The 13,926-nt window shown below is 41.7% G+C and carries 14 protein-coding genes; all 14 read right to left on the bottom strand.

Going from position 1 to position 13,926, the window contains the following annotated elements:
- Window positions 1-149 precede the first annotated feature (149 nt).
- The 14 genes from UF75_RS04030 to UF75_RS03965 all read right to left on the bottom strand — a co-directional run bounded on the left by UF75_RS04030 (window position 150) and on the right by UF75_RS03965 (window position 13,778).
- Window positions 150-686: a permease gene (locus tag UF75_RS04030; protein WP_045573307.1), complete on the bottom strand. Its 537-nt coding sequence runs from the start codon at window positions 684-686 to the stop codon at window positions 150-152.
- Window positions 683-1,162 (bottom strand): hypothetical protein, encoded by a 480-nt coding sequence (locus UF75_RS04025; RefSeq protein ID WP_045573306.1) that lies wholly within the window; start codon window positions 1,160-1,162, stop codon window positions 683-685. The genes UF75_RS04030 and UF75_RS04025 overlap by 4 nt, the downstream gene beginning before the upstream one ends.
- A 205-nt stretch (window positions 1,163-1,367) precedes the next feature.
- Complete coding sequence (locus UF75_RS04020) at window positions 1,368-1,769, bottom strand: metalloregulator ArsR/SmtB family transcription factor (protein ID WP_045573319.1); 402 nt, start codon at window positions 1,767-1,769, stop codon at window positions 1,368-1,370.
- Between the two features lie 12 nt (window positions 1,770-1,781).
- Window positions 1,782-1,997 carry a hypothetical protein gene (locus tag UF75_RS04015; protein WP_045573305.1) on the bottom strand — a complete coding sequence of 72 codons (216 nt, stop codon included), beginning with the start codon at window positions 1,995-1,997 and terminating at the stop codon, window positions 1,782-1,784.
- A complete protein-coding gene (locus tag UF75_RS04010; RefSeq protein WP_045573304.1) occupies window positions 1,981-4,188 on the bottom strand; it encodes a heavy metal translocating P-type ATPase in 2,208 nt (735 codons plus the stop codon). The genes UF75_RS04015 and UF75_RS04010 overlap by 17 nt, the downstream gene beginning before the upstream one ends.
- Before the next feature lie 507 nt (window positions 4,189-4,695).
- Window positions 4,696-5,889, bottom strand: coding sequence for an MFS transporter (locus UF75_RS04005; RefSeq protein WP_045573303.1), 1,194 nt, complete (start codon window positions 5,887-5,889; stop codon window positions 4,696-4,698).
- Between the two features lie 682 nt (window positions 5,890-6,571).
- Window positions 6,572-7,522 carry a permease gene (locus UF75_RS04000; protein ID WP_045573318.1) on the bottom strand — a complete coding sequence of 317 codons (951 nt, stop codon included), beginning with the start codon at window positions 7,520-7,522 and terminating at the stop codon, window positions 6,572-6,574.
- 354 nt (window positions 7,523-7,876) lie between these two features.
- The gene (locus tag UF75_RS03995) at window positions 7,877-8,182 is read right to left on the bottom strand and encodes a type II toxin-antitoxin system RelE/ParE family toxin (RefSeq protein WP_045573302.1); all 306 of its coding nucleotides are present in this window, start codon (window positions 8,180-8,182) and stop codon (window positions 7,877-7,879) included.
- Window positions 8,163-8,438: a type II toxin-antitoxin system Phd/YefM family antitoxin gene (locus UF75_RS03990; protein WP_045573301.1), complete on the bottom strand. Its 276-nt coding sequence runs from the start codon at window positions 8,436-8,438 to the stop codon at window positions 8,163-8,165. The genes UF75_RS03995 and UF75_RS03990 overlap by 20 nt, the downstream gene beginning before the upstream one ends.
- A gap of 335 nt (window positions 8,439-8,773) precedes the next feature.
- Window positions 8,774-8,893, bottom strand: coding sequence for a DUF4023 domain-containing protein (locus tag UF75_RS03985; RefSeq protein ID WP_045573300.1), 120 nt, complete (start codon window positions 8,891-8,893; stop codon window positions 8,774-8,776).
- Between the two features lie 114 nt (window positions 8,894-9,007).
- Entirely contained in the window at window positions 9,008-9,550 is a 543-nt protein-coding gene (locus UF75_RS03980; protein ID WP_242860105.1) for a GNAT family N-acetyltransferase, read from the bottom strand.
- A gap of 3 nt (window positions 9,551-9,553) precedes the next feature.
- Window positions 9,554-11,308, bottom strand: coding sequence for an ABC transporter transmembrane domain-containing protein (locus tag UF75_RS03975; protein WP_045573299.1), 1,755 nt, complete (start codon window positions 11,306-11,308; stop codon window positions 9,554-9,556).
- A gap of 1 nt (window position 11,309) precedes the next feature.
- A complete protein-coding gene (locus UF75_RS03970) occupies window positions 11,310-13,061 on the bottom strand; it encodes an ABC transporter transmembrane domain-containing protein (RefSeq protein WP_045573298.1) in 1,752 nt (583 codons plus the stop codon).
- Window positions 13,062-13,238: 177 nt separating this feature from the next.
- Window positions 13,239-13,778, bottom strand: coding sequence for a hypothetical protein (locus UF75_RS03965; RefSeq protein ID WP_045573297.1), 540 nt, complete (start codon window positions 13,776-13,778; stop codon window positions 13,239-13,241).
- Between the last annotated feature and the right edge of the window lie 148 nt (window positions 13,779-13,926).

Here is a 13,926-nt window from a genome sequence, read left to right as displayed (position 1 = left end):
TATTTGTTTTACAGGTTTGCTTCTGAATGCGCTGTGACATTTAATGGCTCCTACTATTTAAGTAGAGCCATTTTTTTACGCAGTGAAACTACTTCATCGACGAACTGTTATTACCCGTCATAGACAACTCATTAAACCTAAATTCGACTTCATTGTTTTAAGCTCGCCTGATCATAAACGTTCTGTTTCTCTTTTTCGTTCATTAACCTCTCCGTGATGTAAGCAATCAACATTATCCCTGGTATGTCGATCACAAACCTCGTCATCATGAACTTCCACCCCATCGAAGAAGCCTCAAATAAGAGCATCGGTATTTTAGTTGTTGACCACGCACCTATAAAAATTAAGACATTTGAGAACTTGCTTCCCTTCTGCAGGAGCACTCCTGCTATGGGAAAAGCTGCATATAACGGCCCGGCAGCAGCCGAACCTAAAAAGAATGCTATTAAAATCCCAAGTATTCCGGATTTCTCGCCCATCAACTTGATCATTGTTTCTCGTTGAACCCATACATCTAAGAGCCCCAACAGGATAAATATGGGCGGAATAACCGAAAGCATTTCCACTGCATTGCTCCAAGTGATGTCTATTGACTTTTGACCGACGGATGGATACAAACCGTAGACTACTATATTAATAAGGAGCAGGACTAAGAAAAACTTGTATCGTTTAAGTAGAATTTTCATCTCAACACCACCCCGATTGCGATTGCTACAATAAACGAAAATGCAAACGCTAAGCTGTTCCTGAGTATTGCAGCCTTTTTACCAAAATACTTGATCTCCAGAGGGATTGTCACGATTCCAACCATCATTAAGGTTGAGATGAATACGGCGATTTGCATAAAACCAGCACCGTTTTTCAACAAAACTGAAGCTAACGGAAAGGCTACAAAACCCGGTATTAAGGTAACTGAACCGACCAGAGAAGCCATTAACATTCCCCACCACCCAGATTTCTCTCCGATTAATCCAGAAATTACTTCAGGGCTCAAAACTGCCAGCATGATCCCTATGATAATCAAAATAGACAGGAACTGTGGCAGTATATTTTCAAATGACTTCCACGCTTTCTTTAAGGCTATGAAAGTCTTTTTCTTATCCTTTATAAAGGAAAGGACAAGAAAGCCGAAAGCCACAATGTACATCAGAACAGTAAACATCTTCGCACTTCCTCTTCTTAATATTATAATTCTATAATATATATTATTATAATCTTAACGACTTTTTTGTCAATATCTGTACACTAAACATAAATAGGGATACCTTCAAGCACCCCAATATATCTACTTTCGGATTATTATCAAAGGTCCAAAGTCATTACGACCTTGGACCTTTATAGTGGTATCAATTATGAATGTTATTGCCTTAGCCCTCGTCGATATGCTCCAATCCCTGACGATAAAGTTCAGAGACATGAGAGTCATGCACAGAATAGTAGACCATCTTGCCCTCCCGCCGGTATTTGACAAGATCACTATTCCGAAGCACTCGCAGTTGGTGAGAGGTGGCAGATTGGCTTAAACCCAATAATTCAGCTAGATCACAAACACAGAACTCTGATTTCGCCAAGGCATCCATAATTCTGATTCTAGTCGGGTCACCCAGCGTCTTAAATAATTCCGCCAGATTATTCGCCCTGACAGGGGTAATCAGTTGGTGCGTATACTTATTGATCACTTCATGATGTATGCATAAGATGTCACAAACGGCATCCTCTACATTTTCAAGCTTTTCAATTATAGTGGCATCAGCCTCTGTTTTCTTCATAATCATATGAATTCACTCCGAACTTAAATGGATAGACCTTGTCACCATCATTCTAACATAGATTGCTAGCGTACCGCCACAATAACCACTTCGGAAAGCAAAACAAATCACCTGTCCCCCTGTTTCACGGAAAGCAAAACAAATCACCTGTCCCCCTGTTTCATGTCCCCCTGTTTCACCTATTTCCAGATCTCGGTCATTTGCATGAAAACTAGCTTGCCGCCACATTAACGATTGGTGATAATGTAGCTTCTGGCATGTATCTTTCCGGGCTGCGATACCACCTAACCCGCATGGCATTCATAATAGCAAGCAAGGCAACGCCTTCGTCGGCAAAAATTGCCATCCACATATTGGTTAATCCAAAGACCGCTAACAAAATGAACACCAACTTCACACCCAGCGCAACTCCAATATTTTGCCAAATAATCTTCTTTGTGTACCGAGCAATATGGATAGCCTCCACAAGCTTGCTCGGTTGATCTTCCATAATCACGACATCGGCTGCTTCTATCGCTGCATCCGACCCCAAGCCACCCATAGCAATTCCCACATCCGCACGGGTTAACACCGGAGCATCGTTGAGTCCATCGCCCACGAATGCCACTTTACCCTGTTGTTTTGTTTGACTAAGCGTTTCCAGCCAAGAAACCTTATCCTCAGGCATTAAATCAGAGTGATATTCAGTCAAGGCTAGTTCTTCCGCGACTGCTCTGGCGACGGCTTGGTTATCTCCAGTGAGCATAGCCGTCCTCATGCCCATCTGGTTTAAGCGAGCAATCGCGTCTCTGGAATCGGGCTTAACGCGGTCAGAGATCGTCAAGTGTCCAGCATAGTCTCCGTCTATGGAGATGTAGACGACCGTCCCCAGTCCCTTATCAAGCGTAAGTCTGGGCAAAGAGATCCCAGCCTGTTCCAATAGTCCAGCTTTACCCACTAGCACAGTCTTTCCGTTTAAAAACGCTCGAATCCCTTGACCACTTACTTCTTCATAACTCAGTAAGTCTGTTGAATCACTGACTTTCACGTCTTTCCCATACATCTCGCGAATTGACTTAGCAATAGGGTGAGGAGAATGAGCTTCTGCACGAGCTGCAATTTCTAAAAGTTCCCTTTCTTCATACCCTTTTGCCGGGCTGATTTCTACAACTTGAAAAACTCCTTCCGTCAGAGTTCCCGTCTTATCAAACACCACGGTTCGAATATCTGTCAACGCTTCTAAATAGTTCGCTCCTTTGATCAAGATCCCGTGACGTGAAGCACCCCCGATCCCCCCGAAATAGCCGAGTGGGACAGAAATAACCAGAGCACACGGGCAAGAAATGACCAAGATTGTCAGTGCTCTATACAGCCAATCCTGAAAATTCCCGCCCATTAAAAGTGGAGGGACTAAGGCAATTCCGGCAGACACCACGACAACGGCCGGCGTATAATAGCGGGCAAAGGTTGTAATAAACTTTTCCGTAGTTGCTTTGTGGGTACTGGCGTTCTCAACTAGATCTAAGATCTTTTGTACGGATGACTCAGCAAATATCTTCGTGACACGCACTGTCAAGACCCCCGTAGTATTAATCATACCGGCTAAAATGGTATTCCCCACCTGGACTTTCCTCGGTACTGACTCCCCTGTCAAAGCAGATGTATCGACAAACGAACTCCCGTTCACGATTTCGCCGTCTAAAGGAATCTTTTCTCCCGGACGAACCAAAATTTGCTGGCCAACCTGCACTTCTTCGGGATCAACTTTGATCACATCCAACTGATGAATTAGATTGGCATACTCTGGACGAAAATTCAGCAAGGCCTGAATGGAATTTCGGGAACGGTTGACCGCCCGCTCCTCTAAGTATTCACCGACAGAATAGAACAACATAACTGCAACTGCTTCAGGCAAAGCATGAATTGCAATCGCCCCAACGGTAGCCAAGGACATCAGAAAGTTCTCATCAAAGAGTTGTCCCCTGAATATATTGCGGACAGCCTTTACTAGAACTTTGTAGCCTACTATAAAATAAGCTGATAAGAAGACCCAATACTCCACAACTTCCCAAGGACCGTTTTTCCAACGTGACTCAAAAACCAAACCCCCTGCAAATAGCACACACGCAATAATAATCCTTCCGATTCTCCACTGATTCTCCTTATTTACAGCAGCAGTATTGTCTGGATTCGCCACTTTTTGCTTCAAAGGGATCGGTACGAGTTTTACTCCCGCTTCAATCTTCTCTATAATCTCCTGAGCTTGCGCTACCCGTGTAGGAGGCAAGAAAACAGTCTTGGTCGCATAATTGATCGTTGTCTCTCCCATTCCTGCCGTTGAACTCAACATTCTCTCCATTTTGGCCGAACAATTTGCACAAAATTCCCCTACAATACGATACTTAACTCGTTCTTCTACCTCAGGTATCAGTTCGGACATCTCTTTCCCTCCCAAAATATACTCGATATCAAGGTTTCATTCTATTATATGGATATGTATGTTCATATGTTTATCTGTTCATATATAAAATAGCACAACGACCTTGATATTGCAATCAAATTCTGTGTAAGACTTTGTTTCTCGTAATATCTTGCTTTGGGAATGAAGATGCTCGCCGTAAGTCCCCTCACGCTTGATGTGGACAAAACACCTTTTGAAAAATAAGAAAACCATTTAGCTAAAGCTGAATATCGAGACATCGGTGACGAAAAATCCTGAAACGAGTTGTTTCAGGATTTCATACTATTACACTTACATTCGCAGACCATCGTTGATACTAATCTTCATTTTTCGCTTACCTAATTCTTGTTCTACTAAAGAAGGTGTTGTATTTGAGGCAAAGGCTCGCCATCCTCGATAATTCTTTCAAGGTAATATAGGCAGTTGGTTTTATCCTCTTGTGGATTGCTCAAAGTTTTAAGAGCTCATAGTCCACGTTCTCTCTTTCTATAAATTCCCAATCATTTCCTTGGATTCATCGTCTTCCACGACATGATCCCTTATCAGGACAAAGCTCAAGAGCAACGTGATGATGAGGGCTATACCATTAATTAGGAAAAGGTAATTGAGCCCCATGGCTGCGATGACCCTTCCGCCAATAGCAGTACCGACACCGCCTCCGCCCATGAAACAAAATGCTACCAAGGACATTGCGGCACCCCTGGCCTTCTGAGCAAACTCTGTAGCTCTAGTGAGCAGCGTCGAATGAGTAAAGATGAAACCAAATCCCAATAAGGCAATACCTAGGATCAACATCCCCAATACGTCCCCATATTGATAGATAATGATATCTGCAACTGCAGCTGAAACAAGTCCCAAGCTCAATACTTTGCGCGCACCCATTTTAGCCGCTAACTTGCCACTCATTCTCCCGCCAATCACAGACATGATTCCGAAGGCAGTCATAATTAGCCCAATATATAAATTGTTGAAGCCATACGTTTTCGCAATGTAGGCTCCTGCGTAAGAAAAGCTTCCGATGATGAAAATACCCTCCAGTAAAACGATGATATAAGTATACAAACTTCTGCTCGTTCCCAGCAGCTTAGCATACGGCGTAAAGATTTTGCTATCAGGGTGCTTTTCTGAGGGGAGCGACTTGTAATTTATTATGAGCAATAATGTTGGAATTATGGCTAGTATAGCATAGATGCCAAAAACTCCTCTCCAATTAAGGAAGTAAGCAATCGTGCCTCCTATGGCCATACTGAGTCCTTGACCAAGAAACGAGATACCCATAAACGTTCCTATCGCACCCTGTCGTTCTTGGACTGGGAACATATCCCCTATCAACGCAAGGGAGATTGGCATAACCGATGCGGCAAACACTCCCGTAAGCACCCGGTAGATTGACAGGCTAGTGAGACTTGAACCTAATGCACAAAGCCCAGTCGCTATCGTAAACATGATCATCGCCAACGTGATGACCTGTTTTTTTCCATATCGATCCGCCAAGGGGCCAAAGATGATCTGAAAAATACCAAAGGGAAGCATGTAGGCCGTGATTAAGAGTCCCGCCCTTGAAATGTCAATATCTAAATTCTGCGATATAGTCGGCAGTATGGGAGACACTACCCAGTTATCTGCCATGACGATAAACCCCGCTAAGCCGAGCAACATGATAATCTTATTTTTGTTCATGCTTCCTTCACCCTTCAATCTTTAAAATTATTCTTCCGTCCTTGCTTGCTTCGTGGCAGCTTCAACACCCACAGCTGCAGGTTGTCTTAGGACCACCCGTATCTCCATAATACTGGATCACTTCTGCAGGACATAGAGCCTGACACCTCGTACAGTAATCAATGCAGCCCTCTGAAAAAAACCCGTCTTCCTCTCCACCTGCTAGGAATAGAGGCAGACATATACCGTAACTCCTACCCTTCCTTCTTTAAAATAAATCACCAAAACATCTCTTATTACTTTATATTATCATATTCTAATATTATACTACAACCCTATTTTCTTTGCACTATTTTTTTCTCTAATCTATTTTGCCAACAGGAAATTTTCTCCGCACTTTTCTGCAGCGAAGAACTAAGATGTGGCCGAATACCTGAATCAGTCTCAACCTCTGGCGGAAATGCCCATAAATAATAAGGGCATCTGAACTTTCTGTCCAAATGCCCCTGTCTTCAACACTAGAGTTTTCATTAGCCCAACTCCTCCGCTACCCGTTTTAGCGCCTGTATTTCCGTTTCAAGCTCTTCCTCACTCGTAAAATGGAAGTCGTTGGTGAAAGAATTGTTAGGTCTAAAAAGAGTTCCTACTCCTTGAAGGAAAGAACTCTCTTCTAGGTGACGACCCAAACTATGACTCTTTCAAGCTATACGAATATCCAATTAAACAAGTACCCTACGAAAATTATCGCCACCGTCATGAGCCCAACGAAAATGCCAAGCAATTTAGGTTTTAGGACTTTGCGCAAAATAATCATTTCGGGCAAACTTAAGGCTGTAACGGCCATCATGAAGGAGAGAACCGTCCCCATTGCCATCCCTTTTTCCATCAACACATTGACAATGGGTATGATCCCAGCTGCATTGGAATAAAGAGGCACTCCGATGAGCACTGCCAGAGGAACGGCCAATAGGTTATCCTTACCAGCATATTTGACGAGGAAATCAGCAGGTGCATAGCCATGCATTGCGCCACCAATGGCTATCCCGATAATGACATACAACCAAACCTTTTTCAGAATGTCCACCACGTATTCCCAAGCATACTCTACCCTTTCCTTCCAAGTTAAAGCAGCCAATTCAGTTTCGCCCATTTTGATGTTGTAAACATACTCCTCCACCAAATGTTCAAGTTTAAGTTTTCCAATCACCAAACCACCGACAATAGCGACGGTAAGCCCAGTAGCGATGTAAATTGCTGCGATCTGCCAGCCAAACATTCCCCATAGCATGATTAAGGCCACTTCATTTACCATCGGCGAGGATATAAGGAAGGAAAAGGTAACTCCAAGGGGCACACCAGATTCTACAAAGCCGATAAAAACTGGTACTGCAGAACAGGAACAAAACGGAGTCACGATTCCCAACAGGGCTGCTAAAATATTCCCGATAAATTCTCGTTTATGGCTTAAAATTTTCTTAGTGCGTTCTGGTGGGAAAAAGCTGCGGATCAGTGAAACCAAAAAGATAATAGTGGCTAACATTAAAAAAATCTTTATCGTATCGTAAATAAAAAAGTCAACAGCAGCACCTAAATGGCTGTTTGGCATAAGACCAAACAAGGTGTACGCTACATAATCAGCAAACGCTTGGAGCATCATAACCAGTCCCTTCTTCTAACGTTTTCTCAGTTCTTCTTACATAAGTAAGATACTTATAACCTTATTAAATAACATATTTATAATATACTAATACTATTATACTTGAATTTTTCAATTCATCAATAGTCATCATGAAATTTATCTTCCAACTATGAAACAAGTATATTATAAATGTAAAGACTGGTATAAAAAACTACCCCCCAAATAAATTTGAGGGATAGCAACGCTAATCTATTCAATTCGCACCCTATTTATCAGTTAATCCGTCTTTATCTTCTTCTAAAAAAGCCCTTAGCAATTGTGCCATACCTTGATAGAACTCCGTATCCGCTTTCATCTCTAACGTTTCTACTAAAGTAAAAACTTATAGTCTCTTTTTCCGCTAATAATACGCCGGATTTCTACCATCTCCTTATTCAAGAAAACGTAAAACACCAAGTAACTATCGACTATCAAAATACGATATCCTTGCCGTGTTAGTCTTCGATCTTTCGGTGTTGTGCCGGTCAGAGGGAAATCCTCAAGAATTATGATGCCTTGTTCAATATTTTCAGCTAATTTAAGTGCGGCATCAGGATTGTCGCTTGCGATATAATCAACAATTTCGGCCAGATCCTGTGCTGCTGCCTCGGTGATACTAATTAGATGCTTTGGCATGGATGCGGCTCCTTATGTCTGCCATAACATCGTGGAACGGACGGCTTTTTCCGGCACGACTTTGTTCTTCGGCCTCGTCTAGCTTTTCATAAAGGTCTAATAGGGCTTGCTGTTCCTCAAAAAGCTGCTGACTCATGATGACTAAATGCCCATTGCCGTTCTTGGTTATAAAAACAGGTATTTTTTCATTTATACAAATTTCCTCAATCTCGGGGGTTTTGTTCCTCAAATCTGAAACTGGACGAATTACTGGCATATTACTCACCTCACCATCAATATTATATCATAATTATATCACGATTTTGACAGAATTAGCATCCCCAAATACTCTCTGTTGACAACCCCCAAATTCCGAGTGAATTTTTCGCCCACAAAAATGGAAGCAAGTAGAGCCGTAGTCAGTGGATTTAAGGCTAAAATGAGGGAATCCGTTACCTTCATTTTGTTATTCCTTATCAATTACCAATATAATCACAACTATATTGTATCAAGAAAACAATGTCCATGGGAATCTTATTTACTTCTAAGGAAATCGAGCCAACTTTGCGCAAAAAGACCATAATCTACAATAGATTATGGTCTTTAAAAGAGTTATTTATTAGTATTATGTTGCTTATTGGGTAACTCTTTAGCTGGATTTCCTTTACCCTGATGCTTTTTATTTTGTTCGGCTTTCTCCTGAGTATCGTGTATTTTCTCTATTTTATCCATCACTTACCCTCCTTGATTATTAAACTTTATATTACTTTAACCATACGACCTTAAAAACATGCTTTCCATTTATGTTGGATAAAAACGAAGCGGTCATTTGTATTCTTCTGTACCCTATAAAATCAATTCATATAATTTAAACCAAACTAATCCAGGAATATTTAAGCCTAAATCAACTGTTCCAACGTAAGTATATCCACATTTTTCATATAATGAGATAGCAGGTGTATTGTGAATAGAAACATCTAAGCGAATTGTTTTCATGGTATGTTCAATACTATATCTCTTTGCAAAATCCATTAATTGCTTTCCAACACCGCTCTTAATGTATTTTGGATTGACGACAAGTGTATGTATTACGATAACGTCTTGATAGTCTGCTTCAATCCCCCATGTTAATTGAGCATAGGCATTTTCAGGTTCGTGATTTAGTATTATGGAACCTGCTATTTCATTATTTATTCTGAATACAAATAAATTATCATTTTGAATTCCATTAACAGCCGTTTCTCTAATTGGATATATCCCTTTTGCCCAACCAGGATAATTCGTGCTAAATTCTAAATAACTATTTAAATTATCATATAATCTTTCCAATTCGTCCAAATCATTGGTTGTTCCTTTTATTATCATTGGGATACTGGTCATCAAAGTCATGGTTTAACCTCCCCCCATTGTTCCCTGCTGCATCATAAACATTTTGTGATAAAGCCCTTCTTTAATCAGAAGCTCTGTATGAGTCCCTCGTTCTACAATCCTGCCATTGTGTAGGACCAAAATGAGGTCAGCATCCTGTATTGTGGAAAGCCGATGGGCAATCGCTATCGTCGTACGACCCTGACGCATTTTTTCTAAGGCCGTTTGAATAGCTTCTTCGGTTTCCGTATCAACGCTGGCTGTCGCTTCGTCCAAAACAAGGATTTTAGGTTTAATTGCCATTGTTCGAGCAAAACAAATAAGTTGACGTTGACCGCTTGACAATGTTGCTCCCCGCTCCCCGATCGGTTCTTCGAATCCTTGGGGAAGTTTTCGAATAAATTCATCCGCCTGAACAAACGAAGCCGCTTCTTCCACGTCATTCTTAGTCACGGTGGTCCTCGAAAGAGTAATATTTTGGATGATATCTCCGACAAATAAAAATGGTTCTTGAGCCACTAATCCAACTCTCGATCGCAACTCTTGATCGGGAAACTCAGACAAAGTTACCCCATCAATGAGAATTTCTCCTCGAGAGACAGGATAGAAGCGCATCAGAAGATTTGCAACCGTGCTTTTACCGCTTCCAGTATGCCCTACTAAAGCCACGGTCTGGCCTGGATAAGCAATAAAACTGATCTTTTTCAAAACATCTATTCCAGCCCCCGATAAATCGTCGTAAGAGAAACTAACCTCTTTGAATTCAATTTGGCCATTTCGAATCGCAGGTGGCTCGGTATCTCTAAGCGTTCTAGGCGCCATGCGGTCATCGTCTAAGAGCTCAAAGACTCGTTCGGCTGCAACCAACGATTGCTGAACTTGAGACAACCTCTGCATCATCATATTAACTGGTTCGAAGAAGCGATCTAAATAGTTAATGAAGGCATAAAGTACTCCAATTTGTATCGGTCCTTTCAACGACTGAAACCCAAAGAAGTCTAAGATAAGCACGAGGGCAAAGGTGTAAATCAACTCAACGGCTGGTCTAACAAAGAGGCTTTCTAAGCGGATGTTATTGATTGATGCCCGATAATAGGCACTATTAATGACATCGAACTCTTGTCGGAAGCGCTTTTCTTGGCGCATAGCCTGTACGATCGTCATCCCTTGGATCGATTCATTCAATTTGGCATTAAGCAGACTGAGCTCTTTACGCATGATCCGATAAACCTTCGTGCTTAACCTTCGGTACATATACATCAAGCCAAGAATTACAGGAAGTAAGACCAGGAAAAAAGTGGCTAGTCGAACATCTAAACTAAACATAGCAATAAAAATACCCATTAAAAATACCAAATTTTGCACTAAAGTCGCTAAAACACCCACGAATAACTCCTTAACCGCTTCAGTGTCATTGGTAATCCTAGAAACCAAGGCCCCAGTCGGAGTTTTGTCAAAAACCACAAGTCCAAGACGCTGAACGTGGTTAAATACATCGACCCGTAATTGTTGAATCACCTTCAGGGCAATCTGATTGAAGCTGACTAGCTGATAATAGTGTAGCCCGACGGATAAAATATGAAGTCCCAAATACCCGCCCCCAAGGAGCATTAAATCCTTTGAGTCGAACGAACGGGGCATTAAATGACGATCGAGAAAGACTTTGACCAAGATTGGGCCAATGACATCGGCAAAGGTGGCTAAAAGTAAGATCACCGAGGCAACACTTAAGGCTTTATAGTGGGGTCTGAGATAATTAAGTAAGCGCCTAATCACCATATCATTCTCCCCCTTCCTCAATCAGTGATTCTAACTGCTGACTTCGGTAAGTGGAAGCATACCATCCCTCGATAGCCATGAGATCGGAATGAGAACCACGTTCGGTAATTTGCCCATTATGAAGAACAATAATTAAGTCCGCATGTTCAATAGCACTCAAACGATGAGAGGAAATTAGAGTTGTCTTTTGAGACCTTTTTTCCTTTAAGCCCTGCAAAATTGCCTTTTCTGTTTTGGCATCTACGGCCGATAAAGAATCATCCAAAATGAGGATTTCTGGTTGGAGTAAGAGAGCACGGGCAATGGAAATTCGTTGTTTTTGCCCTCCTGAAAGGGTTACGCCCCGATCTCCAACCAAAGTACCATAGGCATCTAAAAATTGCAGGATATCTTCGTGAATCGCGGCAAGATCAGCGACCGCTTTGATTTCCTCTAGCTTTGCTTCTGGTTTGCCAAAAGCAATATTCTCTGCAATGGTAGTTGAAAATAGAAAGTTATCTTGAGGAACATAACCAATTGCGGCTCGCAAGGCTCCGAGCTTTAGGTCATAAATTGAAAGTCCGCCAATTTGAATGTCACCCTCCGCTAAATCAAACTCCCGCATGAGGAGACGAAATAACGTGGTCTTTCCACTCCCCGTTTTTCCGACGATTCCCAACGTATGCCCTTGATTTACGGCTATGTTAATTTTATCCAAGACTGGCAAGTGAGTTCCCGGATAAGTAAAGGAAGCCATCTCAAACACTACTTGTCCATCGGGGACCTCGTCTTTTGCCCCCTCACATTCAAGCACTTCGTATTTAACTTTAAGTAACATATTTACTCGATCATAAGATGCTCGCCCTCGTTCTAAAATATTAAAGAGCCAACCAAAAGCCAGCATCGGCCAGATAAACTGTCCCAGGTAAATCGTAAACTGAGTAAGCTGGCCGAAGGTCAACTTCTCATTCACGACTTCTTTCGCCCCAAAGGCAATGGCAAGGAAAAAGGAAATCCCGATAATTAGTTGGATCGTCGGATCGAAGAGCGCATCGACTTTTGCTACTGCAATATTCTTCTTCACAACTTCAGCCGATAACAGCCTAAAGGCTTCATTTTCCGCTTCTTCTTCCCCGAACGCTTTAACCACTCTAACCCCAGAAATGTTTTCCAACACTTTGTCATTGAGATCAGAGAAAGCAGCCTGGGCCTTATAAAACCTCTTATGTAGCATTGTTCCATAATGGCTGGTGGACCAAGCCATTAGCGGCATAGGTAGCAACGTTAGGAGGGTGAGTTTCCAACTAATAAAGAAGGCCATCGAGAAAATAACCAAGCTCCCAGTCGTCAGGGAATCGACTAAGGTCAAAACCCCCATCCCAGCAGTCATTTCAATTGCTTGAATATCGTTGGTGGCATGTGCCATTAAATCTCCGGTGCGGTGCTCCTGATAGAACTGCGGTGATAAGCGTGTAAAATGCTCAAAAAGCTGCTTTCTAAGCAATCGCCCGAGGCGACTCGACGCTCCAAAAATTAGCAAACGCCAAATGTACCGTAATCCGTATGCTATGAATCCAGCCCCCAAAAGAAGCAAAGACCACTTGAGCAAGATTTCTCGAGTCAGATTCCCTTTACTTGCTCCGTCCACAATAACCCTTACCGCATACGGAGGAAACAGATTAATAAGAGCTACACAGACCAAAACTAAAATACCTATACCATAGCTTTTCTTTTCTTGCTTAAAAAACCATATTAAATCTTTAAAAAGAAGCATAGACTCTCCCCTTAAATCTGATAAAACAAAATACCTACCCCTCTTTGGATAAGTATTTAGTAAGAGTATAACACATGGTTTATATAATTTCACATGTCTATGAATGGGGAGACTTTTTCTTTTTCCAAAATCCGTTCGCCCAAAAGAAAAAACCTATGTTTTAATAAAATCTCGTTGCTATTCCGAGGGACAAAAGTGAAGAGCTCTTTGAATTATGCTTCTGTTAATTGATAAGTTCGCAATCACATTTTTTTCCCCATCCGGCCCCTCCATCCATTCGTAATAATCGACGCAATAAAAGCCAATAAATCCTGTTGCTTCTGGTTCCAATACAATTGCACCAGGAATCGGATTATTCGGGGAATAGACTACTTCTAAATTAAGATGCCATGTCCATCCTAGTTGGTTACCGGAGAAGTATTCCCATAACTCTGCCTTCTGCCAGGCCCCAGGTCCTGATGGCGGGCTTCCTTCAATCATGGGATCAAAGAGTTTGTCCCATTGCCTGTTAACATATACAGTATCCAATTCGTTAAGTTCATGTGGAGACGAGGGCAAACCCATCATGAGTGCTTCCCAATTATCTAAAGTTCCTTTAAATAATCGTCCCTCGGCGTTATAGCCATAGTCATCAAATTGGGCAAGAGCAACTCCAGGAAAGGATACCAGCATTACTAGAAGCAAAACCATGAAAAGAAATTTTCCTTTAGCTTTCATACTAATCCCTCCTTATTTTTTGTGACATAAGTTCATTAATATTATTATAAAAGATTAATATAATTATTTCGCAAGAATTAGTGCAAATGTTGTCGATAACTTAACTTAAAAGTGGTTGAGTTTTATCAACCTACGCAAAAAAACTACC

This window comes from Desulfosporosinus sp. I2, from assembly GCF_000960765.1.
In the GTDB taxonomy this organism is placed as follows: Bacteria; Bacillota; Desulfitobacteriia; order Desulfitobacteriales; family Desulfitobacteriaceae; genus Desulfosporosinus.
The sequence above is the reverse complement of the archived record's forward strand: the minus strand, read 5'-3'. Positions and strand labels throughout refer to the sequence as shown.

Bases quoted from the DNA above. Each gene is read 5' to 3' on its own strand.
- UF75_RS04015 (WP_045573305.1), bottom strand. From the start codon at position 1,997: ATGTGGCGGCAAGCTAGTTTTCATGCAAATGACCGAGATCTGGAAATA.
- UF75_RS04020 (WP_045573319.1), bottom strand. From the start codon at position 1,769: ATGAAGAAAACAGAGGCTGATGCCACTATAATTGAAAAGCTTGAAAAT.
- UF75_RS03995 (WP_045573302.1), bottom strand. From the start codon at position 8,182: ATGCCAAAGCATCTAATTAGTATCACCGAGGCAGCAGCACAGGATCTG.
- UF75_RS03970 (WP_045573298.1), bottom strand. From the start codon at position 13,061: ATGCTTCTTTTTAAAGATTTAATATGGTTTTTTAAGCAAGAAAAGAAA.
- UF75_RS04000 (WP_045573318.1), bottom strand. From the start codon at position 7,522: ATGCTCCAAGCGTTTGCTGATTATGTAGCGTACACCTTGTTTGGTCTT.
- UF75_RS03990 (WP_045573301.1), bottom strand. From the start codon at position 8,438: ATGCCAGTAATTCGTCCAGTTTCAGATTTGAGGAACAAAACCCCCGAG.
- UF75_RS04030 (WP_045573307.1), bottom strand. From the start codon at position 686: ATGAAAATTCTACTTAAACGATACAAGTTTTTCTTAGTCCTGCTCCTT.
- UF75_RS03985 (WP_045573300.1), bottom strand. From the start codon at position 8,893: ATGGATAAAATAGAGAAAATACACGATACTCAGGAGAAAGCCGAACAA.
- UF75_RS04005 (WP_045573303.1), bottom strand. From the start codon at position 5,889: ATGAACAAAAATAAGATTATCATGTTGCTCGGCTTAGCGGGGTTTATC.
- UF75_RS03975 (WP_045573299.1), bottom strand. From the start codon at position 11,308: ATGGTGATTAGGCGCTTACTTAATTATCTCAGACCCCACTATAAAGCC.
- UF75_RS04025 (WP_045573306.1), bottom strand. From the start codon at position 1,162: ATGTTTACTGTTCTGATGTACATTGTGGCTTTCGGCTTTCTTGTCCTT.
- UF75_RS03965 (WP_045573297.1), bottom strand. From the start codon at position 13,778: ATGAAAGCTAAAGGAAAATTTCTTTTCATGGTTTTGCTTCTAGTAATG.
- UF75_RS03980 (WP_242860105.1), bottom strand. From the start codon at position 9,550: ATGACTTTGATGACCAGTATCCCAATGATAATAAAAGGAACAACCAAT.
- UF75_RS04010 (WP_045573304.1), bottom strand. From the start codon at position 4,188: ATGTCCGAACTGATACCTGAGGTAGAAGAACGAGTTAAGTATCGTATT.